Origin of the sequence: Micromonospora sp. HB375, from assembly GCF_017872985.1 — a bacterium.
Taxonomy (GTDB): Bacteria; Actinomycetota; Actinomycetes; order Mycobacteriales; family Micromonosporaceae; genus Micromonospora; species Micromonospora chalcea.
On the sequence record NZ_JAGGJO010000001.1, the window covers coordinates 1,470,970 to 1,493,875 of the forward strand.

General features: G+C 74.8%; 17 protein-coding genes and 1 riboswitch. Of the genes, 10 read left to right on the top strand and 7 right to left on the bottom strand.

The features are described from left to right. The first annotated feature begins 52 nt into the window (after nucleotides 1-52). Nucleotides 53-2,509: a DNA translocase FtsK gene (locus J3R08_RS07110; protein ID WP_043325782.1), complete on the top strand. Its 2,457-nt coding sequence runs from the start codon at nucleotides 53-55 to the stop codon at nucleotides 2,507-2,509. Nucleotides 2,510-2,573: 64 nt separating this feature from the next. On the opposite strand, the gene J3R08_RS07115 is transcribed toward J3R08_RS07110, so the two are convergent. Further along, on the bottom strand, nucleotides 2,574-2,816 hold the full coding sequence (locus J3R08_RS07115; protein ID WP_043325780.1) for a hypothetical protein: 243 nt from the start codon (nucleotides 2,814-2,816) through the stop codon (nucleotides 2,574-2,576). Nucleotides 2,817-2,904: 88 nt separating this feature from the next. Beyond that, nucleotides 2,905-3,219: a multidrug efflux SMR transporter gene (locus J3R08_RS07120; protein WP_043325778.1), complete on the bottom strand. Its 315-nt coding sequence runs from the start codon at nucleotides 3,217-3,219 to the stop codon at nucleotides 2,905-2,907. A 57-nt stretch (nucleotides 3,220-3,276) separates the two neighbouring features. Continuing rightward, nucleotides 3,277-3,342: riboswitch (guanidine-III (ykkC-III) riboswitch) on the bottom strand. Between the two features lie 96 nt (nucleotides 3,343-3,438). On the opposite strand from J3R08_RS07120, the gene J3R08_RS07125 reads away from it, so the two are divergent. The 7 genes from J3R08_RS07125 to J3R08_RS07155 all read left to right on the top strand — a co-directional run bounded on the left by J3R08_RS07125 (nucleotide 3,439) and on the right by J3R08_RS07155 (nucleotide 9,581). Continuing rightward, nucleotides 3,439-4,362 carry an ornithine cyclodeaminase family protein gene (locus J3R08_RS07125; protein ID WP_187693670.1) on the top strand — a complete coding sequence of 308 codons (924 nt, stop codon included), beginning with the start codon at nucleotides 3,439-3,441 and terminating at the stop codon, nucleotides 4,360-4,362. A gap of 50 nt (nucleotides 4,363-4,412) precedes the next feature. Next, nucleotides 4,413-5,915, top strand: coding sequence for a 30S ribosomal protein S12 methylthiotransferase RimO (rimO, locus tag J3R08_RS07130; protein WP_043325775.1), 1,503 nt, complete (start codon nucleotides 4,413-4,415; stop codon nucleotides 5,913-5,915). 47 nt (nucleotides 5,916-5,962) lie between these two features. Next, nucleotides 5,963-6,544 carry a CDP-diacylglycerol--glycerol-3-phosphate 3-phosphatidyltransferase gene (gene pgsA / locus J3R08_RS07135; RefSeq protein ID WP_187693674.1) on the top strand — a complete coding sequence of 194 codons (582 nt, stop codon included), beginning with the start codon at nucleotides 5,963-5,965 and terminating at the stop codon, nucleotides 6,542-6,544. Nucleotides 6,545-6,615: 71 nt separating this feature from the next. Beyond that, nucleotides 6,616-7,161 (top strand): CinA family protein, encoded by a 546-nt coding sequence (locus J3R08_RS07140; protein ID WP_209960425.1) that lies wholly within the window; start codon nucleotides 6,616-6,618, stop codon nucleotides 7,159-7,161. Between the two features lie 210 nt (nucleotides 7,162-7,371). After that, entirely contained in the window at nucleotides 7,372-7,812 is a 441-nt protein-coding gene (locus J3R08_RS07145) for a helix-turn-helix domain-containing protein (protein WP_043325770.1), read from the top strand. A 127-nt stretch (nucleotides 7,813-7,939) separates the two neighbouring features. Continuing rightward, nucleotides 7,940-8,791, top strand: coding sequence for a PspA/IM30 family protein (locus J3R08_RS07150; protein ID WP_030503385.1), 852 nt, complete (start codon nucleotides 7,940-7,942; stop codon nucleotides 8,789-8,791). 16 nt (nucleotides 8,792-8,807) lie between these two features. Continuing rightward, nucleotides 8,808-9,581: a hypothetical protein gene (locus J3R08_RS07155; protein ID WP_043325768.1), complete on the top strand. Its 774-nt coding sequence runs from the start codon at nucleotides 8,808-8,810 to the stop codon at nucleotides 9,579-9,581. A 644-nt stretch (nucleotides 9,582-10,225) separates the two neighbouring features. On the opposite strand, the gene J3R08_RS07160 is transcribed toward J3R08_RS07155, so the two are convergent. Both J3R08_RS07160 and J3R08_RS07165 read right to left on the bottom strand, forming a co-directional pair. Continuing rightward, nucleotides 10,226-13,852 (bottom strand): multicopper oxidase domain-containing protein, encoded by a 3,627-nt coding sequence (locus tag J3R08_RS07160; RefSeq protein ID WP_064447097.1) that lies wholly within the window; start codon nucleotides 13,850-13,852, stop codon nucleotides 10,226-10,228. Between the two features lie 170 nt (nucleotides 13,853-14,022). Beyond that, nucleotides 14,023-14,814, bottom strand: coding sequence for a DNA-formamidopyrimidine glycosylase family protein (locus tag J3R08_RS07165; protein WP_064447098.1), 792 nt, complete (start codon nucleotides 14,812-14,814; stop codon nucleotides 14,023-14,025). 108 nt (nucleotides 14,815-14,922) lie between these two features. Between J3R08_RS07165 and J3R08_RS07170 the strand changes: the two genes are divergently transcribed. Continuing rightward, nucleotides 14,923-16,173, top strand: coding sequence for a hypothetical protein (locus J3R08_RS07170; RefSeq protein WP_064447263.1), 1,251 nt, complete (start codon nucleotides 14,923-14,925; stop codon nucleotides 16,171-16,173). Nucleotides 16,174-16,276: 103 nt separating this feature from the next. Here the strand turns inward: J3R08_RS07170 and J3R08_RS07175 are convergent, their stop codons facing one another. The 3 genes from J3R08_RS07175 to J3R08_RS07185 are packed head-to-tail and all read right to left on the bottom strand — an operon-like array spanning nucleotide 16,277 to nucleotide 22,389. Then, on the bottom strand, nucleotides 16,277-17,110 hold the full coding sequence (locus J3R08_RS07175; protein WP_064447099.1) for an S-adenosyl-l-methionine hydroxide adenosyltransferase family protein: 834 nt from the start codon (nucleotides 17,108-17,110) through the stop codon (nucleotides 16,277-16,279). Beyond that, nucleotides 17,107-17,610: a GNAT family N-acetyltransferase gene (locus J3R08_RS07180; protein ID WP_064447100.1), complete on the bottom strand. Its 504-nt coding sequence runs from the start codon at nucleotides 17,608-17,610 to the stop codon at nucleotides 17,107-17,109. The genes J3R08_RS07175 and J3R08_RS07180 overlap by 4 nt, the downstream gene beginning before the upstream one ends. 30 nt (nucleotides 17,611-17,640) lie before the next feature. After that, nucleotides 17,641-22,389 (bottom strand): DEAD/DEAH box helicase, encoded by a 4,749-nt coding sequence (locus tag J3R08_RS07185; RefSeq protein WP_209960427.1) that lies wholly within the window; start codon nucleotides 22,387-22,389, stop codon nucleotides 17,641-17,643. Nucleotides 22,390-22,567: 178 nt separating this feature from the next. On the opposite strand from J3R08_RS07185, the gene J3R08_RS07190 reads away from it, so the two are divergent. After that, nucleotides 22,568-22,888 carry a hypothetical protein gene (locus J3R08_RS07190; protein ID WP_030504176.1) on the top strand — a complete coding sequence of 107 codons (321 nt, stop codon included), beginning with the start codon at nucleotides 22,568-22,570 and terminating at the stop codon, nucleotides 22,886-22,888. Nucleotides 22,889-22,906: the final 18 nt, after the last annotated feature.

A 22,906-nucleotide genomic window follows, 5' to 3' on the forward strand; every position in this document is an offset into this window, starting at 1 on the left:
ACACGACCCGGAAAAGCGGCGTTCCACCGGGTGCCGCCGTTACCGTGACTCTATGGCGGGCCGTACCTCTCAGGCGAGCCGGCGGCGCGGCGCGTCGCCGCGTGGCACCACGAACAACCGCGCCCGGCAACCGGCGAAGAAGGCGGCGGCGCGGAAACCGGCGCGGCGGCCGGCGCGCCGCGGGCCGGCCCCGGCCGCGTTCGTCGGCCGCGCCGCGGGCGCCGTCTGGATGGGACTGGCCCACACGGTGGGCTGGGCGTTCCGGGCCGCCGGCCGGCAGGCCGCGTCCACCCGGGAGCTGGATCCGGAGCACCGCCGCGACGGCGCCGGGCTGCTGCTGTTCGGCCTGGCCATCCTCAGCGCGGTGGGCATCTGGGGCGGCGGCGCCGGGCCCGTGGGCCGGCACCTGGCCGACACCGTACGGCTGTTCATCGGCGCCATCTCGATAATCCTTCCGGTGCTGTTCATGGTCGGCGCGTGGCGGCTGATGCGGAGCCCGGCCGACCCCGAGCACCGCGGTCGCGGCCTGGTCGGCTGGGGCTCGATGATGCTGGCGACCGCCTCGATGCTGCACATCGGGCAGAACCCGGTCGACGAGGTCCAGCGCGACTACGCCGGCGGCCTGATCGGCGCGGGCGTGGGCGACGTGCTGAAGTCGGCGGTGACCGCGTGGGTGGCGATGCCGCTGCTGCTTCTGCTGCTGGTGTTCGGCCTGCTCGTGGTCACCGCGACCCCGATCAACAAGATCCCGGAGCGGCTCGGTCTGCGCGCCGACCCGGCCGCGCCCGAGGACGATGAGGAGGAAGCCGAGGCCGAGGCGGCGGCGAAGCCGGCCCGTAAGCGGCCGGCGAAGCGGATGCCGTCGCCGCTGGAGCCGCTGGACCCGGACGACGAACTGGCCGGCGTCGACCTCCAGGAGACGCTCGTGCTGCCGCGCAAGCCGCCGCGGGTGCCGGCGAACCGCAAGCCGGTCGAGCCGCCGGAGCACTCGCCGCTGCCCACCCGCGCCGAGCAGCTCGCGCTCACCGGGCTGGCCGGCGACTACACGCTGCCGCCGGCGAACCTGCTCGGCAGCGGCGCCAAGCCGAAGAGCCGGAGCAAGGCCAACGACGAGGTGATCGCCGCGCTGACCGGCGTCTTCGAGCAGTTCGACGTGGACGCCGCGGTCACCGGGTTCACCCGCGGCCCGACGGTCACCCGGTACGAGGTGGAGCTGGGCCCGGGCGTGAAGGTCGAGCGGATCACCCAGCTGTCCCGCAACATCGCGTACGCGGTGAAGTCGCCGGACGTGCGCATCCTCAGCCCGATCCCGGGCAAGAGCGCGGTCGGCGTGGAGATCCCGAACACCGACCCGGAGAACGTGTCGCTCGGCGACGTGTTGCGCTCCCGCGAGGCGACCAGCGACCACCACCCGATGGTGGTGGCGCTCGGCAAGGACATCGAGGGCGGCTACGTGGTGGCCAACCTCGCGAAGATGCCGCACATCCTGATCGCGGGCGCCACCGGCGCGGGCAAGTCGAGTTGCCTCAACAGTCTGCTTGTGTCCATTTTGACCCGGGCCACGCCGGACGAGGTGCGGCTGCTGCTGATCGACCCGAAGCGGGTCGAGATGACCGGCTACGAGGGCATCCCGCACCTGGTCACGCCGATCGTGACCAACCCGAAGAAGGCGGCCGACTCGCTGGAGTGGGTCGTCCGCGAGATGGACATGCGTTACGACGACCTCGCCGCCAACGGGGTCCGGCACATCGACGACTTCAACCGCAAGGTGCGCAACGGCGAGATCAAGGCGCCGCCGGGCAGCGAGCGGGAGATGCGGCCGTACCCGTACCTGCTGGTGATCGTGGACGAGCTGGCCGACCTGATGATGGTCGCGCCGCGCGACGTGGAGGACTCCATCGTCCGGATCACCCAGCTCGCCCGCGCCGCCGGGATCCACCTGGTGCTGGCCACCCAGCGGCCCTCGGTGGACGTGGTCACCGGCCTGATCAAGGCGAACGTGCCGTCCCGGCTCGCGTTCGCCACCTCCTCGCTCGCCGACTCGCGGGTCATCCTGGACCAGCCCGGCGCGGAGAAGCTGCTGGGCCGCGGCGACGGCCTGTTCCTGCCGATGGGCGCGTCGAAGCCGCAGCGCATCCAGGGCGCCTGGGTCACCGAGCGCGAGATCGCCGACGTGGTCAAGTTCTGCAAGGACCAGCGGGAGCCGGAGTTCCGCCCGGACGTGCTCGCCCCGGCGCAGGACAGCAAGAAGAAGATCGACGAGGACATCGGCGACGACCTGGACCTGCTCGTGCAGGCGGTCGAGCTGGTGGTCACCTCGCAGTTCGGGTCGACCTCGATGCTCCAGCGCAAGCTGCGTGTCGGTTTCGCCAAGGCGGGCCGGTTGATGGACCTGATGGAGACCCGCGGCGTGGTCGGGCCGTCCGAGGGTTCCAAGGCCCGCGACGTGCTGGTCAAGCCGGACGAGCTGGAGGAGGTCCTGGCCGGCCTGCGCGGCGGCGAGGACTGACGACCCACGACGGACGACGGCGGCCCCCACCGTCAGGTGGGAGCCGCCGTCGGCGGTTTCCGGCTCAGTTGAGCAGCGCGGCGACGAGCACGGCGCCGATGATCGCGCCGACCACGCTCGCGGCGGCGGCGTACCAGCCCAGCGGCTTGTCGCCGAGGACGGCGCCGACGATGCCGAGGATCAGGCCGAGGACGCCGAAGATCAGCGGGGACAGGAAGATCGCGAGAGCCGCGAAGACGAACGCGATGATCGTGCAGATCCGGGCGGCGTTGGTACGCGGACGGGCGCTGGCGTGGATGTCGGCCATGGGGTTCCTCCGTGAGTGATCTCGCTACCGGTCAACGAAAGATCCGGTACCCCGGCCGCCGCGTCGTCCAAACCGGATGCGGCATCGATCAGGCGAACAATTTCAATCCGATCACGCCGGCGACCACCAGCAGCAGGCAGGCCACGCGCGGCAGGTTGACCGGCTCGCCGAGCGCGAGCATGCCCACCAGCGCGGTGCCCACCGCGCCGATGCCGACCCACACCGCGTAGCCGGTGCCGACCGGGATGTCGCGCAGCGCGTACGCCAGGCCGGCCATGCTGCCGACGAGCGTGACGCCGAAGACGGCGGAGGGGAGGGGACGGGTGAAGCCGGCGCTGCGATCGAGCGCGATCGCCCACGCGGTCTCCAGGAGTCCGGAGAGCACCAGTACGAGCCAGGCCATGAGATCACCTCTGACGGGCGGGCCCGGCGTGGAGCGGGCCGGGCGACGGTCGGGTCACGCGGGGCGTCTTGGCCTGACCGGGTACGCCCACCACTCGTCCGGGACGGCCCGCGGGCCGTCGTGGCCGACGGTAGCACCGGCCGGGCGGAACGGGCGGCGGGGTGAGAAAGCCCACCATGAGTGGAGTTGACGTCAACTTCAGGTTGCACGATGGAAGGCATGACCGTGCTCTTCTCCGACGACGACGTCGCGGCCGCCGTGGACGCCCCGCTCACCGTCGCGGCCATGCGGGACGCGCTGCTGGCCGCATACGCCGGGCGGCTCATCGCCCCGCCCCGGGCGTCCGCGCCGCTGGGCGGGGGCCGGATGGTGCTCACCGCCGGTCACCTCACCGGGCAGTGGTACGGCTTCCGCTCCTACGACACGTTCGGCCACCCGGAGAGCGGTCAACTGGTCGTGCTGCACGACGCGACCACCGGCGCGGTACGCGCCATCGCCGTCGGCGAGGAACTCGGCTCCCGGCGTACCGGAGGACTCGGTGGCGTGGCGGTGGACGCCCTGGCCCGCGCGGACGCCGCCACCCTCGGCGTGGTGGGCTCCGGCCGGCAGGCGTGGACCCAGGTCTGGGCCGCCGCGGCGGTCCGGCCGCTGCGCGAGGTGACCGTGTACAGCCGCTCGGCGGCCCGGCGGGAGGCGTTCGCCGCCCGGGTCCGCGCCGAGCTGGGCGTGCCGTCCCGCGCCGTCGGCTCGGCCGCCGCCGCGGTGCGCGACCGGGACGTGGTGGTGCTCGCCACCACCAGCACCGTCCCGGTGATCGACGCCGCCGACCTGTCCCCCGGCACGCACGTCAACACCGTCGGCTTCAAGCAGACCGACCGGCACGAGTTCGGCCCCGACCTGCTCGACGCCGCCGACCTGCTGGTCACCGACTCACCCGGGCAGGCCGCCGCGTACGTGCCGCCGATGCTCGCCGCCGTCGAGCCGTACGCCGGTCGGTTGCGCGACCTGGGCGCGGTGCTGGCCGGGGCGGTCCCCGGCCGGACCGGCGCGGACCAGATCTCGGTCTTCTGCTCCACCGGTCTGGCCGGCACCGAGGTGTTCCTGCTCGACCGGCTGGCCCGCGTGGCCGCTCCCGCCCGCTGAGCGTGCCGGACGGGCGGCGTGGCGGTACGGAACCGGCCCGGTACCCTCGGATGGTGTCTGCCACCTCCTCCACCCCGCAATCCGACGGGCGCCGGGTCGCCCTGCTGACCCTCGGCTGCGCCCGCAACGAGGTCGACTCGGAGGAGCTGGCCGCCCGGCTGCACGCCGACGGATGGCAGGTCACCACCGACGGCGAGGGTGCCGACGTGGTGGTGGTGAACACCTGCGGCTTCGTCGAGAAGGCCAAGCAGGACTCGATCCAGACGCTGCTGGCCGCCGCCGACACCGGCGCGAAGGTCGTCGCCGCCGGGTGCATGGCCGAGCGGTACGGCCGTGAGCTGGCCGACAGCCTCCCCGAGGCGCAGGCGGTGCTCAGCTTCGACGACTACCCGGACATCGCCGCCCGGCTCGACTCGGTGCTCGCCGGTGAGGCGATCGGCGCGCACACCCCCCGCGACCGGCGGGAGCTGCTGCCGCTGACCCCGGTGAAGCGCCGCGACGCGGCGGTGTCGCTGCCCGGGCACGGCACCCCGGCCCGGGTCGCGCCGGAGACCGACGCGCACACCCCGGCGCACCTGCGGCAGGTGTTGCGGCACCGGCTCGACACCGGCCCGGTGGCCTCGCTGAAGCTCGCCAGCGGCTGCGACCGGCGCTGCGCGTTCTGCGCCATCCCGGCGTTCCGCGGGGCGTTCGTCTCGCGTACCCCGGACGAGCTGCTCGCCGAGGCCGAGTGGCTGGCCAAGACCGGCGTCCGCGAGCTGGTGCTGGTCAGCGAGAACTCCACCTCGTACGGCAAGGACCTGGGCGACCCGCGCGCGCTGGAGAAGCTGCTGCCGCAGCTCGCCGCGATCGACGGCATCGTGCGGGTCCGCGCCAGCTACCTCCAGCCCGCCGAGACCCGGCCCGGCCTGGTCGAGGTGATCGCCACCACGCCCGGCGTGGCCGCGTACTTCGACCTGTCGTTCCAGCACTCCAGCGAGCCGGTGCTGCGCCGGATGCGGCGCTTCGGCTCCACCGACCGGTTCCTGGAGCTGCTCGCCTCCGCCCGCGCGCTGGCGCCGGACGCGGGCGCGCGCAGCAACTTCATCGTCGGCTTCCCCGGCGAGACGAAGCAGGACGTGGCCGAGCTGGTCCGGTTCCTGACCGAGGCGCGGCTGGACGCGATCGGCATGTTCGACTACAGCGACGAGGACGGCACCGAGGCCGCCGGACTGGCCGGCAAGGTCTCCGCCGCCACGATCAAGCGGCGGTACGACAAGCTCAGCGCGCTGGCCGACGAACTCTGCTCGCAGCGCGCCGAGGAGCGCCTCGGCGCGACGGTGGAGGTGCTTGTGGACTCGGTCGCCGACGGCGTGGTGGAGGGGCGGGCCGCCCACCAGGCGCCCGAGGTCGACGGCTCGACCACGCTCGTCGCGCCGGTCGGCGGCGGCGTCGACCTGGCCGCGTTGCGCCCCGGTGACCTGGTCCGGGCCACCGTCACCGCCACCGAGGGCGTGGACCTGGTCGCCGTACCGGATGAGATGATCTCGGCGGCGCCCGGCGCGGTACGGTGACGGCGGGCCCGGACGAAGCGGGGAAGCCACGTGGGGCGATGCGGGACATGACGGGCGCGGAGTCGACGGCGGCCGCCCCCGTACCGCTGCTCAACGCGGCGAATGTGCTGACCGGCGCGCGCCTGGTGCTGGTGCCCGTCTTCGCGGCCACCGTGGTCGCGTCCGCGATGACCCACGCGGGCTGGCGGATGGCCGCCTGCCTGATCTTCGTGGTGGCGTCGGCGACCGACCTGGTCGACGGCTGGATCGCCCGCCGGTTCGAGCTGGTCACCTCGCTGGGCAAGGTCGCCGACCCGATCGCCGACAAGGCGCTCACCGGCGCCGCGCTGGTGCTGCTCTCCGTCTACGACCGCCTGCCCTGGTGGGTGACTGTGGTGATCCTCGCCCGTGAGCTGGGCATCACCGGGCTGCGCTTCTGGGTGATCCGGCACGGCGTGATCGCGGCCAGCCGGGGCGGCAAGGTCAAGACGGCGCTGCAGATCCTGGCGATCACCTGGTACCTCTGGCCGATGCCGGAGGCGCTCGCCGCGATCGGTCCGTGGATCATGGGCGCGGCGGTGGTGGTCACCGTGGTCACCGGGTTCGACTACATCGCCCAGGCGTTGCGGCTGCGGCGTCCGGCCCGTTGACCCGGGCAGCCGGCTCGTCGCTCCGGGCGGCCGAAGAGTAAGCCGCCCTGGCGCGGGAAGAGAGGGCGGGCATGGACACCGACGAGAGACACCAGCGGCCCGCCGGCAACCCGGCGGCCTCCGTCGTGCACCGCCTGCACGAGTGCGGCCAGACGCTGGCCACCGTCGAGTCGCTGACCGGCGGGCTGCTCGCCGCGGCGGTCGTGGAGATCGCCGGGGTCAGCTCGATCTACCGGGGCGGCATGGTGGTCTACGCCACCGAACTCAAGGCGACGCTCGCCGGCGTACCGGAGGACCTGCTGGCCGAGCGCGGCCCGGTCGACCCCGACGTGGCCGCCGCCCTGGCCGAGGGCGGACGGCAGCGGTGCGGCGCGGACTGGGGCCTGGCCACCACCGGCGTCGCCGGGCCGGAGCCGCAGGACGGCAAGCCGGTCGGCTTGGTCTACGTGGCGGTCGCCGGGCCGGACGGCACGCAGGTACGCCGGCTCGACCTCGACGGCGGCCGCGACCACATCCGCTCGGCCGTGGTGATCGAGGCGCTGCGCCTGCTCGCCGACCGCATCGAACTTCCCGAGGACACCGACGCCGCCGAGGCGGCGGGGGCCGGCCGCCGATGAGCCGGCCCGGCGCCGACACGCCCGGCCGCGGGCCCGCCGGCCGGCCGATCCGCACGGATTTTCAGAGGCGGGGTGGGATGTCGTCGTGGCAACCAACGGGTACGGTTGCGGGAAGGCTCCGACGGTCGCCGTCGGCGCCGGAGCGGTTTCCGCGTCCGGCGCCCGGCGCGGCTCGGCCGGGCATGGTGGTCCCGTCCAGGGGGAGGTGCGATGGTCCTGCTACGCCGGGTGATCGGTGACGCGCTGCGGACACGCAGGCAGGGGCAGCACCGCACCCTCCGCGAGGTGTCGTCCGCCGCCAACGTCAGCCTGGGCTACCTCTCCGAGATCGAGCGCGGCCAGAAGGAACCGTCGAGCGAGCTGCTGGCCGCCATCTGCGACGCGCTCGGCGCCCGCCTGTCGGAACTGCTGCGCGAGGTGAGCGACACCGTCGCCCTCGCCGAGCAGATGCCCGGCGTGCTGGTCCCGGTGGCCGACGAGCCGGCCCCGGTGGCCACGGCCGCCGTGCGTAAGGCGACCAACCGCGGTGTCCGGCAGGTCACCACCGACGGCGCGGTCGCCGTCCAGGTCCGGCAGGACTCGCCGCTCAAGGCCACGCTGCGCAGCACCCGGGTACGCCCCGCGGAGCGGGACGTGGTCTGCGCCGCCTGACCCCGGCTGTCGCGTCGTGGGCGGTGCTGGCGTCCGCGTCGTACTGTTGATCAGGAGCGTACGGGTGCCGGAGTGGCGTCCGGCTGGAACGATGTAGGCGCGACGCTACTGAGGGGACGAGGCGGAGATGGCTAACCCGTTCGTCAAGGGTTGGAAATACCTGATGGCGCTCTTCGGCGCGAAGATCGACGAGCACGCCGATCCGAAGGTGCAGATCCAGCAGGCCGTCGAGGAGGCGCAGCGCCAGCACCAGGCGCTGGTGCAGCAGGCGGCCGCGGTGATCGGCAACCAGCGCCAGCTGGAGATGAAGCTGTCCCGGCAGATGACCGAGGTGGAACAGCTCCAGGGCAACGCGCGGCAGGCGCTCGCAGTGGCCGACCAGGCCCGGGGCCGGGGCGACGAGGCCGAGGCCGGGCGCTACGAGCAGACCGCCCAGATGCTGGCCACCCAGCTGGTCTCCGCCGAGCAGGCCCTGGAGGACCTCAAGACGCTGCACGACCAGGCGCTCGGCGCGGCCGCCCAGGCCCGCAGGGCGGTCGAGAACAACTCGATGATCCTCCAGCAGAAGCTGGCCGAGCGCACCAAGCTGCTCAGCCAGCTGGAGCAGGCCAAGATGCAGGAGAGCGTGGCCCGCTCGCTGGAGTCGATGTCGTCGCTCACCGCACCCGCCAACACCCCGTCGCTCGACGAGGTCCGCGACCGGATCGAACGCCGCTACGCCACCGCCATGGGCCGCGCCGAGCTGGCCGGCAACTCGGTCGAGGGCCGGATGCTGGAGATCCAGAAGGCCACGCTCGACTCGGCCGGATCGGCGAGACTGGAACAGATCCGGTCGAGCATGGCCGGCGAGCAGCTCGGTGGCCGGCAGGAGACCCCCGCCGTCGGGCAGCCGGCCGACCCGGCCGCCGCGGCCCGGCTCGACGAGATCCGGGCCAGCATGAGCCGGGAACGCGGCACCGGGGAGAGCACGACCGGCTGACGGAGGGGCGGACACCATGGCGGACGAACGGGCCCGACACTTCCGCAGGTTGCGCAGGCTGCGCAACTCGGCGCGACGGTGGAGCGTGCTGGCCGGCGGGCTCGGCGGCGCCGCGGCGGTGCTCACCCCGTACGCCGGACTGGGCCTGCCGGACGCGGCCTGGGCCGGCGCCGCGGGCAGCGCCATCGCGATCGCCGCCTGGCGCTGGGCCGACCACCGGGCGCTCGCAGCAGTGCCGGCGCCGCCCGCCCTCGACCCGGCGGAGGCCGCCGCCCGCTCCCGCGCCCGGCTGGTCGCCGCCGTCGAGCGGCTGCCCGTCGGGCCGGGTGTCCTGGCCGAGGTACGCCGGGTCCGCTCCCGCATGGCGCTGCGCGGCACCGCCGCGGCCGAGCCGTGGGCACGGCTGGACCGGGCCGCGCTCACCCTGGCCGGGCTCGCCGGACGGCTGACGGGTCTGGCCGAGCCGGCGGTCCGGGAGGCGGCCGAGGCCGATCGTTCCCTGCGTGAGCTGGCGAACCGGGTCGCGGGCGTGGAACGCGCGGCGAAGCTGACCCCGCAGAGCACGCTGGACGAGGTGCACGCCACGCTGGTGGCCCAGTTGGAGGACGGGGTGGCCGCGTACGAGCGGCTGGTGGTGGCCGCCGCCGGCTACGTAGCCGAGGACGCCCGTCCCGACACCGCGCACCCGGCCGCCGCGCGGCTGACCGAGGCCACCGACCTGCTGCACGGGGTGGCCTCGGCCCTGGCCGAACTCCGCACCCCCCTCCGAGCCCCCCAGCCCGGCCGCTGACCGCCCCCGCCGCACGCCGATCCCCCGCGCGCTGATCGTCCCGCGTGTTGATCGTCCCGCGCGCTGATCGTCCCGCGTGTTGATCGTCCCGCGCGCTGATCGTCCCGCGTGTTGATCGTCCCGCGCGCTGATCGTCCCGCGCGCTGGTCGTCCCGCGCGTTGATCAAGGAGTTTGTGTCCTGAGGCGGGCCGAATCCGTACACCAACTCCTTGATCACCGGCGCGGACAGGGGGCGGGCGGAGGGCTTCGGTCTGCCCGGGCGGGCAACTCGCGGTCAGGCACCCCCACACCCGCCCATCGCCCCGCCAGCGCCGGTGATCATGAGGTTGGCGGTGTTGTGGATCTCGGATTCCGCCGTCAACCTCATGATCGTGCGGCCCTCGTTCGGCTAGGGCGGGCCTCCTTTCCCGTGCTTTGACCCTCGTGCCTGTGGGCCGTTGATCAAGGAGTTCGTGTCCTGTGGAGGGCGGGAAATGGACACAAACTCCTTGATCAACGGGCGGGGTTGCCGACCGAGGCGGACCGGACCGTGTCGGGGTGAGCGCAGGGCGTTGCTCCCGCCAGCCACGGTGATCATGAGGTTGGCGGTGTTGTTGATCTCGGAAACTGCCGTCAACTTCATGATCGACCCTGAGAGGGAGGGCTAGGTGGGGGTGGTTATGGGGGTTGGTGGGGTCCAGGGGGACGTGCCAACCACGTTCGTCGTGCGTACTCGGTAGTAGTACGTGGTGGAGCGGGCCAGGCCGGTGTTGGTGAAGCCGCGGCCGGTGACGCGGAACGTGGCCGGCTCCCTGGTGAACGCGGCGTCGGTGGCGCGCTGCACGATGAAGCCGGCGCCCGGTCCGGCCGGCGTCTCGGCCGACCAGCTCAGCGTCACGGTGGCGGTGTCCGGTCCCGGCGCGCTCGCGATGACGCTCACCGCCGTGGGCGTCGTCGGCCGGGCCGGGGTGGTCACCCGGGCCACTGTCGACCAGGGGGACGCCGCGCCGAGGTACGTCGTGCGTACCCGGTAGTAGTACGTGGTGTCCGGCGCGACGGCCGGGTCCACGTGGTTCTCGCCCACGGCGATGGCAGTGGTCCCCGGGCCGCTGCTGAACGTCGGGTTGGTGGCGCGCTGCACGTCCACACCGGTGGCGAAGGAGTGGTTCGCCCAGCGCAGCGCCACCCGCAGCGGCGCGGTCGGCGGCACCGCCGCGGTGAGCCGGGCCGGCGCGGCCAGACGCACCGCCGCCGGTACGGCATTCGACCAGGACGAGCAGCTCACCGCGTTCTCGGCGCGGATCCGGTAGTGGTAGGTGACGCCGGGGGTGACTGTCGCGTCGGTGTAGCGGGTCGCGGTGGCGGCCACGGTGATCTCGGTCAGCCCGGCGGTGAAGGCGCTGTCGGTGGCGCGTTGCAGCAGGTGGCTGGTGGGCACCGGGCGGCTGCCGTTGCCGGTCCAGGTCAGCGCGATGGCGGGCAGCGCGGTGGCGCTGCCGGGCGCCGGGGTGGCGGTCAGCCCGGTGGGCGCCTTGGGTGCCACCCGCAGCACCAGTGGACGGCTCATGCCCTGGTCGCGCAGTCCCGCCGAGCGGGTCTGCCAGCGGTACTCCCAGCCCAGGTTGACGAGTTGGTTGACCACCGTGGCGGGGCGGCCGTCGGCCGGGCTGACCGGGCTCGCGTCCAGCCGCGCGCCGGCGGGCCGGGACGGGTCGAGCAGCCGTACGCTGTCGCTGATCTTGAACGGCAGGGGCGGCGGTACGGGACGCAGCGCCACCACGACGTCCTCCCGGGGGTTGACCCGGACGGTGTCCTTCCAGCCCAGCTCGCCCGGCTCGGGCGGGCGCAGCGTGCCGTCCCAGCCGACCCGGTTGACCAGTTGCACGTCGCAGCCCTCGATGTGCACCGGATGGGTGCGCGGCGCGTCGCCGACGATCCGCCACAGTTGCGTGCCGTCGCCCGGCGCGCCGACCGGCACGGCCGGGTCGGTGGCGTGCAGCACCTCGGTGGCGGGTTCGACCGGGCCCAGCGGCAGCGTGGCCGGCAGCAGCGGCCCGCTGACCGGGTGGCCGACGCCGAGCCGGCCCACGGCGCGGCCGTGCCGGGGCTCGAACACCTGCCCGACCGACTTCACCGCCAGCGGCAGCGTGACCGGGGCCGCCGCGCCGGGCGGGGTGAACGTGACCGAGCCGTCCCGCGCGCCGACGAGCGTCGGACGCGGGGTGTGGGTGCCGAACGCGGCGTCGTACGCCGGTTGCGGCACGATCGGCGGCGGCTGGCTGTGCGCGTACGCCCCGGGCAGCCGGTCGGCGAGCCGGCGCGTGTCGTACGGCTGCGCAGGGCTGCCGGTGACCCGGATCTGGAGCAGCGTGCGGGTGTTCGGGCCGTAGCCGGGCCGGGTCGGCGGCAGCCCGCCCGAGCCGGTCCGGTCGGGCGCGCCGGTGTGGTGGTCGTAGCGCGTGTCGAACCGGGGCAGCGGCGCGGGGCAGTCGTTGTAGAGGATCAGCGTGCTGCCCGGCGGCACGGTGGCGAAGTCCACGATCACGTCGGCCCGCTCGCCGGGGGCCAGCAGCAGCGCGTGGCCGTCCACGTTGAGCACCGTCGGGTCCTGCCTGTCGTAGCGGTAGTCCACCGGCCGGTTGGCGAGCACCACCGGGGCGGGGAGCAGGCCGCTCTCGTTGCCTATCTGGATCAGGTCGGGTCCGGCGGCGGCCGGGTCGGGCACGCCGCCGTCGCGCCCGTCCACCGGCCAGTACGCGGGCCGCCCGGGCGCGCGTACCGCCTCGACCATCGGCACCTCGCCGGCGTCCGGGTCGGCCGGGCTGCCGTCGTCGGCCCACATCGGGCCGTCCGAGGCGGCCCGGTAGAGCTGCAGGTTGAGCGCCCGGTCCGCGCAGGCGTTGAGGATCCGGAACCGGTACGCGCGCGGGGCGACCTCCAGGTACGGGTAGGCCACGCCGTTGACGAGCGGGGTGTCCCCGTACGCCTCGGGCACCGCCGACGGGTGCGGCACGGCGGGCGCCAGCGGCGGCTCGTCCGGGTCGGCGTCTGGGTCGTGGTGCGGGTTCGGCACCGGGGCGACCCACGGGCTGGCGCCGCCGTCCGGGTCGTGGGTCCACGGGCCGTAGTCCCAGCGGCCGGTGGGGTTGCCGCCGGTGAGCCGGTACGGGTTCTGCCGGGGCTGGTAGACGTGCGGGTGCCAGAGGCTGCCCTTGGCGCCCCAGCGGTCCCGGTCCCAGGTCGGGTCCTGGGCGGCGAGTTGCGCGTCGTCGGGTACGAACGTCTTGTCCTCGATCACCAGCGGGAACTGTTCCGCGGGCAGCACGCCGTCGTCCACGAGGCGGTCCTCGGCGGGGTCGGTGAGCAGGTACAGCGCGATCTGCCCGGAGTAGACGGTGAGCCGGGACAGGCCGAGCGTGTTGTCGTGCAGCCACATCAGCCGGCCGCTCTGCTCGTTCGGGAAGTACAGCGTGGTGGCGCCCGCGCCGGGCGGCGGCATGTCCGGCACCGGGGTGACACCCACCCCGGCCGGGTACGGGGTGATCTCGCCGGCCGGGGTCACCCACTGCCACGGGTTGCCGGCGCTGATCCACCCGGTCTGCGCGCCGGACAGGTGCGGCACGGCCCGGTTCTGCGGGTACGGCGCGGGACCGTCCAGCGGGCCGGCGCCGGCCCCGTCGACGGTCTCGTCCACCGGCAGGAACAGCTCGCCCGCCCGTCCGGTGGGGAGCTGGTTGATGAACTTGATCCGGACCGGGCGGCCCCGCCGCGCGACGATCATCGGGCCGAGGTGCCAGGGGCGGTCCGGTGGGCTGACCGTGTTGTGGCCGGCGGCGTCGGTGCCCAGGTTGAGCTGCCGGTAGCCGCGCAGCCGGGTGGCCGGCAGGTCGCGGTGCAGGCGCTGCGCGTACTCCTGGAGGCCGATCTCGTAGTAGTCGCAGCCCGGCCAGGTGATGGTGTCCGGGACCGCTACCGGCAGGCGGGCGCCGAGCCCGTCGGTGGCGGGCTGCCCTGGTAGCGGCAGCGGGTCGACGAACTTGCGGATGCCGGTGCCGGGCGCCGGGCGGCCGTCGGCGTCGAGCGTGGGCAGCGGGCTGGCGGCGGTGTTCGGCACCGGGCCGAACAGGCGCGGGACGGCGGCCGGGTCCAGGCTCGCCGGGGTGGTCCCCGGCTCGTCGTCGCCGGCGCGCGCGGCGGGAACGCCCCGCGCTGCGGAACCGGTGAACGCGGTCTCCTCGGCGACTCCGGCCCGGTCGGGCCGTCCCGGCCGGAGTCTGCGGAACAGCACCATGGCTCTCCCCGGGGTCGGGGCGCGCCGGCCGACACCCCGGCGTGGCGGGCGTACGCGCTGCTGACGATCGGTGAGCGGTCAATCGCAGCATGCGACGCCACGGGGGTGGGACGGAAGTACCCAATCGTCCCTATTCTCGGCGATCTTTGGCGTTTCGTGGAAGTTCCACGTCACGAGCGGTCGGGCTGGCAGACCGGGCACCAGTAGGTGACCCGTTCGCCCAGTTCCTCCTTGCGGATGGCCGTCCCGCAGCGCCGGCACGGCTGGGCCCGGCGGCCGTAGACGTAGCTGGTCCCGCCCCGGCGCAGCACCCCGGTCGTGCTCTGCGTCCAGCGGCCCCGGTTCGCCGCGAGCAGCCGCTGCGCCAGCGCGACGGTGCCCGGCAGGTCCGGCACCGCGCCCACCGGCGTCCACGGGGACACCCCGCGCAGGAACAGCACCTCGCACTTGTAGAGGTTGCCCACCCCGGCGAGGTTGCGCTGGTCGAGCAGCGCCTCACCGATGGTGCGTTCCGGCTCGGCGGCCAGGCGGCGTACCGCCTCGTCCGCGTCCCAGTCCGGGCCGAGCAGGTCCGGGCCGAGGTGACCGACGAGCGACAGCTCCTCGGCCGTCGGCACCAGCGCCAGCTCGTGCAGGTGGTAGCCGACGGCGACCGCGCCGGGGGAGCGGAGCACCACGCGGATCAGGTGCGCCGGCCGCGCCGTCCAGCGCTCACCCGGGGTGTAGGCGCGCCATGCGCCGTCCATCCGCAGGTGCGAGTGCAGCGTCCACTGCGCTGCGGTGGGCGCGGTGAGGCGCAGCAGCAGGTGTTTGCCCCGGCTGGCCGACTCGCGCACGGTCCAGCCGGTCAGGTCGGTGGCGGCGAGCTGCGGCACGCGGAAGTCGGACCCGGTGAGCCGGGCCCCGGCCAGCGCGCGATCCAGGACGCGCGCCGTGTTCCAGACGGTGTCGCCTTCGGGCACCCCGCCATTGTTCCCTACCGAACAGAATTCGCATGTGTCGCCATTTGTACTGAGGTTCCACTTGATCAGCGGAAACGCAACGATCAGGGGGTTCTGAGGAGAATGCTGATGGCTCATTCCGGACGTCGTATCGTCGTCGCCCTGACTGCCCTGCTCACCGTGGCCGCCGGACTGCCCGGCACGCCCGCGTCGGCCGCGCACCCGTCCACCGCCGTGCCGGCTCGCGCCGGCGCGCCCGACCCCGAACGCTGGTCCGTCGACCTCGCCGTCGCCGGTGGCGACGACGTCAACGTCGCCTGGCGTTCCGGCCGCCTCCGGCTGGCCGATCCCCGCCCCTCCGCCCGCACCCGCCCGGCCGCCGTGGGCGGTCCGGTCGCCGAGGGCATCCTGCTCTCCGCGCCGCGCGTCCTGGACCGGCCCGCCACCCGGGTACGCGCCCGGCTCGCCGCCCGCACCGGCGACGGGGGTACGGCGGTGGCCCAGGTGCGCGGCTGGCGCGCCCGGGGCTGGACCGAGTGGCGCGACGCCGCCGAGGCCGTGTTCGACGAACCGGTCCGCCGGGTGCAGGCGCGCGTCGTGCTGACCACCCGGGACGCCGCCTCGGAGGCCACCGTCACCGGGCTGACGCTCGCCGCCGACTCGGCCGCCACCACGGCGGTCCAGCCGGCCGCCCCGCTCACCTACCGGGTGTACGCGACCCGGATCGGCCTGGTCGGCGGCACCACCGCGAACGGGCATACCGTACGCGCCCGGGACCACTTCGCGGCGCTGCCCAGCCGGCGCGGACTGTCCCCGCGTGGCACCGGCGACTACACGGTCAAGGTCTGCACCACCAGCGGAAGCCGCTGCGAGTACGCCCCGGTCTGGGACGTCGGCCCGTGGAACACCCGCGACGACTGGTGGAACCCGTCGTCGATCCGGGAGAACTGGAAGGACCTGCCGCGCGGGCGGCCCGAGGCCCAGGCGGCGTACCAGAGCAACTACAACGGCGGGCTGGACCAGTTCGGACGCACCGTGCGCAACCCGGCCGGGCTGGACCTGGCCGACGGGACGTTCTGGGACGGGCTGCGGCTCACCGACAACGCGTGGGTGGACGTGACGCTGCTTTGGACAGGTGGCGGGGCGCGAGCGGTCGTCGGCTCCGGGCCGCTGAACCTGCGCGCCGGGGCGGGCACCTCGTACGCGAGCCGCGGCCTGGCCGCCACGTACGCCCAGGTGCCGGTGCAGTGCTACGTGACCGGGCAGAAGATCACCGGTACCTATCGCACCACGACGAGGTGGTACCGCCTGGTCGGCGGCACCTACGTCAGCCACGCGTACCTGTCCTCGATCTACGGCGGCACCGTCCCCCGCTGCTGACCCTGCCCTCTCGCCCCCTGACTCCCGTTGATCTTGCAGTTTCGGCCCTTTCGGTGGGGCATTTGTCCTCTGTGCCGGGGCGCCAACTGCAAGATCGCGGGGGTCAAGGGTGGGGGGTGGTGAGGGTGAGGAGGGCGCCGGGGGTGGTGTGGAGGGTTTCTGCGGCTCGGCCGCTGTTCACCGCTACGGCGACCAGGCCGGCGGAGTCGACGTAGACCACCAGGGCGCCGGGCGGGGCGTCGCCGAACGTGCGGCCGTGGACCGCCTCCCGGCCGTTCACCAGCACCCGGGGCGGCAGGCCGTCGAGCAGCGTGCCCGGCGCGGCGAGCTGGACGTTGCCGAAGTGGTCGACGGTCAGCACCTCGGCGGTGAGGCTGCCCGGCTCGGCGCGGACCACCGGTTCCGGCAGCCGGACCAGCGTGCCCGGATCCACGGCCGGACCGGCCTCGGCCAGTGGCGCGCCCAGCGCCAGCCGCGCGGCGACCGGCGCGAACACGTCCCGCCCGTGGAACGTGCGGGAGACGGCCGGGCCGAGCCAGTCCGGGTTGGTCAGCTCCACCGCCGCGCTCACCCCGCCGAGCGCCTCGGCGGCCGGAAGCAGCAGCCCGTTGTCCGGCCCGACCAGCAGCCCACCGGGCGCGGCCAGCGCGATGCCTCGGCGTGCGGTGCCGACACCCGGATCGACCACCGCCACGTGCACGCCCCACGGCAGGTACGGCACTGTCTGCGCGAGCACGGCCGCGCCCCGGCGTACGTCGGCCGGCGGCACCAGGTGCGTCACGTCGATCACCCGGACAGCCGGGGCGAGCCGGGCCAGCACCCCGTGGCACGCCGCCACGAACCCGTCGGCCAGCCCGTAGTCGGTGGTCAGCGAGACACAGCTCGGAACGTCGCCCGGCGTGGCGCGGCCCTGGCCCGCGGAGACCGGGCCGCTCATCGCCGCTCCGCCACGGTCAGGCGCCGGGCCAGGCGCAACTCGTCGTGCAGCGGGATGCCGTCCGCCCCGACCTCCGGGATCGTCGGCTTGACCGCGCGGGCCCGGTCGACAGCGCCCGCGTCCACAGCGACGATCCGCAGCCCCCGGCGCTGGTAGAAGCGCAGCGCGCCCAGGTTGTCGTTCGTCGTGACCAGCCAGATCCGGTCCGCCCCGGCGGCGGTGGCCGTCTCCTGCGCGGCGGCCAGCAGGGCGGTGCCCGCGCCGTTGCCCGGTGCCGCCGCGGCCAGGCTGACCACCTCCAGCCCGTCGGCGTCGACCCGGTACGCCAGCGCCCCGGCGAACCCGCCGGTCTCGTCCACCGCCACCAGCGCGGGCAGGGCACGCAGGTCGTAGCGGGTGTCGTGGACCACCACGATCGGCCCGCCCCACTCCCGCTCGTGCAACGCCGCCAGCGCCGCGCGGTCCTCGTCGCGCGCCTGGCGTACCCGGATCGAGGCCATCGGCACACCCTAACCGGGGCGGCCGGGCCCTCAGCCGCGCAGCCGCAGACCGCGCGGGGTGGCGCGGAAACCGGCGGCGGTGAGCGCGTCGCGCAGCGGGGACGCGTGCACGGCCTCGCCGTCGGCGCGTTCCACCGAGATCGCGCCGAGCGCGCCGGAGTGCACCGCGTCGGCGAGCGCCTTGCCGGCCGCGCCGAGCGTGTCGGTGTCGTCGGTGAACGACAGGATCGTCCGGCCGCCCCGCTCCACGTAGAGCACCACGTCACCACCGACCAGGACGACCAGCGCGCCCGCCTTGCGCCCGGCCCGGTGCCCGGTGGCCGGTGCCGCGCCGTCGCCGGAGTCGACCACGCGCTCGGGCCAGGGCAGCGCCGCGCCGTACGGGTTCGCCGGATCGGTGGCGGCGAGCACCACCGCCGGGCCGCCCCGGCCCTGGCTGTCGTCGGCGAGCGCCCGGATCCGGTCGACCGCGCCGGGCACCGCGAACTGTGCCGCGCCCAGCCCTTCCACGAAGTAGCCGCGCCGGGCCGCCCCGCGTTCCTCCAGCGCGGACAGCACCGGGTAGACGGCGGCGAAACCACCGGTGACCTGTTCGGCCACGACCGCGCCCCGGGTCACCACGCCGTGCCGTTCCAGCAGCAGGTCGGCGAGCGCGGCGGCGCGCCGGGTGGGGTCGCTGTCGCGTTCGGGCAGCCGGGACCAGCGACCGGCCATTGTGGGCGGGCCGCCCCGGCTGGGCAGTGCCACCCGGCCGGGCCGGCGGTAGCGGGTGCGCGGCGCCGACGGCCGGGACCGGTGCGCCCCGCCCGCGCCGAGCGCGGCCCGCAACGGGGCGAGCGTGTCGTTCGTGAGGTGACCGGCCCAGACCAGGTCCCACACCGCGCCGGACAGGGCGTCGTCGGTGGCGCCGACCCGGTCGGAGAGCGACCGGAAGAACAGCGCCTGCCCGTCGGCGAGCGCGTCGAGCACTGATTCGTGCAGCGGGGTCAGCGTCAGCGCCTCGTCCGGCGGGGGGAGCAGCAGCGGGGCGACGTCGGCGTACGCGAGCGTCACCCACCCGTCGCCGCCGGAGATCGCGCCCGCGCCGGCCCACACCACCTCACCACTGGCGCACAGCTCGTCGAGCTGGGCGGGGGAGTAGTCGGCGACCCGGGCGGGCAGCACCAGGCGTTCCAGCGCGGACGCCGGCACGTTCACGCCCTGCAACTGTTCGAGGGCGGCGGCGACCGCCTCGACGCCCCGGGCCGACGAGCCGACCTGCTGCCAGCGGGGCAGGAACGTGGCGAGCGCGCGCGGCGGCACCGGTTCGATCTCCCGGCGCAGGGCGGCCAGGGAGCGGCGGCGCAGCAGGCGCAGCACCTCCGCGTCGCACCACTGCGTGCCCACCGTGTCCGGGGCGAACTCGCCGGAGACCACCCGGCCGTTCGCCGAGAGCCGCCGCAGCGCCTGCTCCACCACGAACACGCCGAGCCCGAACCGGGCCGCGCAGGTGGCCGCCGCGAACGGGCCGTGCGTGCGGGCGTACCGGGCGACCAGGTCGGTGAGCGGATCGGCCACCGGCGCGAGGTACGCCTCGGCGACCCCGACGGGCAGCGCTACGCCGAGCGCGTCGCGCAGCCGGGCGGCGTCCTCGACCACTACCCAGCGGTCCTCGCCGGCGATCCGGACCCGCAGGACGCGCCGGGCCGCCGCCAGCTCGTCGGCCCAGGACTCCGGCGCGCCCCGCTCGGCCAGCTCGGCGCTGCTCAGGTCACCGACCACGCGCAGCAGCTCGACCACGTCCTCCGGGTCGCGGGGCCGACGCTGCTCGGTGCGCCAGCGCAGTTGACGGGCGGTCTCGGCGAGCACCTCCGGGTCGAGCAGCTCCCGCAGATCGACCCGGCCCAGCAGTTCGCCGAGCAGCCCGGAGTCGAGCGCCAGCGCGGCGGCCCGCCGCTCGGCCAGCGGGGCGTCGCCCTCGTAGAGGAACGCGCCGACGTACCCGAACAGCAGCGACCGCGCGAACGGCGACGGGCGCTCGGACTCCACCTCGACCAGGCGTACCTTGCGGGCGGCCAGGTCACGCATCAACTCGGCCAGAGCGGGCTGGTCGAAGACGTCCTGGAGGCACTCGCGGGCGGCCTCCAGCGTGACCGGGAAGTCGGCGTACTCGCGGGCCACGTCGAGCAGTTGCGCGGCCCGCTGGCGTTGCTGCCACAGCGGCTGCCGCCGCCGGGGGTCACGCCGGGGCAGCAGCAGCGACCGGGCCGCGCACTCGCGGAACCGGGACGCGAACAGCGCGGACGTGCCCACCGACTCCTCGACCAGCTGGGCGATCTCGTCCGGCTCGAACACGACCACGTCGGCGCCGGGCGGCGTCTCGGCGGTGTCCGGCAGGCGCACCACGATGCCGTCGTCGGAGGGCATGACCTGGGCGTCCACGCCGTACCGCTCGGCCAGCCGGCGGCCGATCGCGAGCGCCCACGGCCCGTTGACGCGCGCGCCGAGCACCGAGTGCACGGCGAGCCGCCAGTCGCCCAGCTCGTCGCGGAACCGTTCGACCACCACCGTCCGGTCGTCCGGCAGCGACCGGGTGGCCGCCTTCTGCTCGCGCAGGTAGTTCATCAGGTTGCCGGCGGCCCAGTCGTCCAGCCCACCGGCGCGCAGCGCCGCCACCGCGTCGGCGTCTGACTGCCGCAGCAGCGCCCGGACCCGGGCCCCGATCGCCCGGCCCAGCTCGACCGGACGGCCGAGCTGGTCGCCCTTCCAGAACGGCATCCGGGCCGCCTGCCCCGGCGCGGGGGAGACGAGCACCCGGTCGGGCGTGATCTCCTCGATCCGCCAGGACGACGAGCCGAGCAGGAACACGTCACCCACCCGGGACTCGTAGACCATCTCCTCGTCCAGCTCACCCACCCGGGCGGCCCGCTCGGCGCCGGCCAGGAACACACCGAACAGGCCCCGGTCGGGGATGGTGCCGCCGCTGGTCACGGCGAGCCGCTGGGCGCCGGGCCGGCCGGTCAGCACGTCGGTGGCGCGGTCCCAGACCAGCCGCGGCCGCAGCTCGGCGAACGCGGTGGACGGGTAGCGCCCGGAGAGCATGTCGAGCACCGCGTGCAGCGCCGAGTCGGGCAGCTCCGCGAACGGCGCCGCCCGGCGGACCAGCACGGCCAGGTCGCCGAGCCGCCACGGCTCCAGCGCCACCATCGCGACGATCTGCTGGGCCAGCACGTCGAGCGGGTTGCGCGGGTAGTGCAGCTCCTCGATCGCCCCGGCGCCCATCCGCTCGGCCACCACCGTGCAGGAGAGCAGGTCGCCCCGGTGCTTGGGGAAGACGACGCCGCGCGAGACCGCGCCCACCTGGTGCCCGGCCCGCCCGACCCGTTGCAGCCCGGCGGCCACGCTCGGCGGCGCCTCGATCTGCACCACCAGGTCGACGGCGCCCATGTCGATGCCCAGCTCCAGGCTGGACGTGGCCACCACGGCGGGCAGGCGCCCGGACTTGAGCGCCTCCTCGATCTGCTTGCGCTCCTCCCGGGACACGCTGCCGTGGTGCGCCCGCGCGATCACCGCCGGCGCCCCGGTCGCCGCGCCGGACTGCGCCATCACCTCGGCCGGCTGCCGCGGCGCGCGCACCGGCCCCACCGGCCCGCCGAACGCCTCCGCCCCGCGCCGGGCCCGGCTCCCGTCGGCCGGCCCGCCGCCGGACATCGGGCCGAGCCCGTCGGCGTCGTCGAGCCCGGCCTCGTCGCCGGCCGGCGGGCCGTCGACGCCGGGCAGCAGATCGGATACGCGCACCGGCTCCCCGCCCCGGGCCACGCGGCTGCCATCCGGGGCGGACGCCGCCTCCAACTCCTCGGCGGCCAGCTCGTTGAGGCGGGCGCAGAGCCGTTCGGCGCTGCGCCGGGAGTTGGTGAACACGATCGTGGACCGGTGCGCGCGGATCAGCGAGAACACGCGTTCCTCGACGGCCGGCCAGATCGAGGGGCGGCGGGGGGCGAGCCCGCCGAGGTCGTCCTCCGGTGGCTCCTGCTCGTCGAGGCGCGTCATGTCCTCCACCGGGACCTGGACGCTCACCTCGATGGTCTTGTCGGCCGGCGGCTGCACCACGTCGACCGGGCGGGCACCGCCGAGGAAGCGGGCGCACACGTCGATCGGCCGGACCGTGGCGGAGAGCCCGATCCGCTGGGCGGGCCGCTCCAGCAGCGCGTCGAGGCGTTCCAGGGACAGCGCGAGGTGGGCGCCGCGCTTGGTGCCCGCGACCGCGTGCACCTCGTCCAGGATGACCGTGTCCACGCCGCGCAGCGAGTCGCGGGCGGCGGAGGTGAGCAGCAGGAACAGGGACTCGGGCGTGGTGATGAGGATGTCCGGCGGGGTGCGGGCGAAGGCGCGGCGCTCGTCGGCCGGGGTGTCCCCGGTTCGCATGCCGACGGTGACGTCGGGCGGGGCCAGGCCGAGCCGGGCGGCGGCCTGGCGGATCCCGGTGAGCGGGGCACGCAGGTTGCGTTCGACGTCGACGGCGAGCGCCTTGAGCGGGCTGACGTAGAGCACGCGGCAGCGTCGGCGGGGGTCGGCCGGCGGCGGTTCCTTGGCGAGCCGGTCCAGTGACCAGAGGAAGGCCGCGAGCGTCTTGCCGGAGCCGGTCGGCGCGACGACCAGGGCGTTGCGCCCGGCGGCCACCGAGTGCCAGGCGCCCTGCTGGGCCGGGGTGGGCGCGGCGAACGCCGCGGTGAACCACTCCCGGGTCGCCGCGCCGAACTCCTGGAGCACCCCGCCCGACCGGGTCACCTCGTCCGCCACGACCCCATCCTGCCGCGCCGGTGTGACATCCGGCCGCCTCGCCGGAGCGATCTGTCCCGGCGACGACGCTCAGGGAGGGAAATGGGTGGTTATTCCGTTAAGTCTTACTTAACTGGTTGCTTGTGCACTGCAACATAAAGTAACTTCACTCGCGATGCGGCGTGGGCTGGAGGCGTGGATGACCGTCGAGGAACGAGGCTTCGGGCCCGGCACCGACCTGCTCCTCCGTCAGGTCGACGGCCGGCTGGCCGCGCTCCGCGCCGGGCTGCGCGGTCCCGACCTCGAACTGGCCGAGGAACTGGCCCGGCGGCTGCGCGAGATGATCCTCGCCACCGCCCGTTCCAGTGCCGCCGACCGGGCGCGCGTGCGGGCCGCCGTGCACTACTTCGTCCAGCGCCGGGAGAGCCGCGACGCCCGGCTGCCACTGCGGTCCCTCGCCGTCGCCCAGCGCGCCGTCGACCGGGCCGCCCGCCAGCTGGACTCCACCGCCCTGTCCTGACCGGCCCACCCGACCTGA

Excerpts from the sequence above, each read along its gene's own strand:
- J3R08_RS07110 (WP_043325782.1), top strand. The coding sequence starts at position 53 with ATGGCGGGCCGTACCTCTCAGGCGAGCCGGCGGCGCGGCGCGTCGCCG.
- J3R08_RS07115 (WP_043325780.1), bottom strand. The coding sequence starts at position 2,816 with ATGGCCGACATCCACGCCAGCGCCCGTCCGCGTACCAACGCCGCCCGG.
- J3R08_RS07120 (WP_043325778.1), bottom strand. The coding sequence starts at position 3,219 with ATGGCCTGGCTCGTACTGGTGCTCTCCGGACTCCTGGAGACCGCGTGG.
- J3R08_RS07125 (WP_187693670.1), top strand. The coding sequence starts at position 3,439 with ATGACCGTGCTCTTCTCCGACGACGACGTCGCGGCCGCCGTGGACGCC.
- rimO (WP_043325775.1), top strand. The coding sequence starts at position 4,413 with ATGGTGTCTGCCACCTCCTCCACCCCGCAATCCGACGGGCGCCGGGTC.
- pgsA (WP_187693674.1), top strand. The coding sequence starts at position 5,963 with ATGACGGGCGCGGAGTCGACGGCGGCCGCCCCCGTACCGCTGCTCAAC.
- J3R08_RS07140 (WP_209960425.1), top strand. The coding sequence starts at position 6,616 with ATGGACACCGACGAGAGACACCAGCGGCCCGCCGGCAACCCGGCGGCC.
- J3R08_RS07145 (WP_043325770.1), top strand. The coding sequence starts at position 7,372 with ATGGTCCTGCTACGCCGGGTGATCGGTGACGCGCTGCGGACACGCAGG.
- J3R08_RS07150 (WP_030503385.1), top strand. The coding sequence starts at position 7,940 with ATGGCTAACCCGTTCGTCAAGGGTTGGAAATACCTGATGGCGCTCTTC.
- J3R08_RS07155 (WP_043325768.1), top strand. The coding sequence starts at position 8,808 with ATGGCGGACGAACGGGCCCGACACTTCCGCAGGTTGCGCAGGCTGCGC.
- J3R08_RS07160 (WP_064447097.1), bottom strand. The coding sequence starts at position 13,852 with ATGGTGCTGTTCCGCAGACTCCGGCCGGGACGGCCCGACCGGGCCGGA.
- J3R08_RS07170 (WP_064447263.1), top strand. The coding sequence starts at position 14,923 with ATGGCTCATTCCGGACGTCGTATCGTCGTCGCCCTGACTGCCCTGCTC.
- J3R08_RS07175 (WP_064447099.1), bottom strand. The coding sequence starts at position 17,110 with ATGAGCGGCCCGGTCTCCGCGGGCCAGGGCCGCGCCACGCCGGGCGAC.
- J3R08_RS07180 (WP_064447100.1), bottom strand. The coding sequence starts at position 17,610 with ATGGCCTCGATCCGGGTACGCCAGGCGCGCGACGAGGACCGCGCGGCG.
- J3R08_RS07190 (WP_030504176.1), top strand. The coding sequence starts at position 22,568 with ATGACCGTCGAGGAACGAGGCTTCGGGCCCGGCACCGACCTGCTCCTC.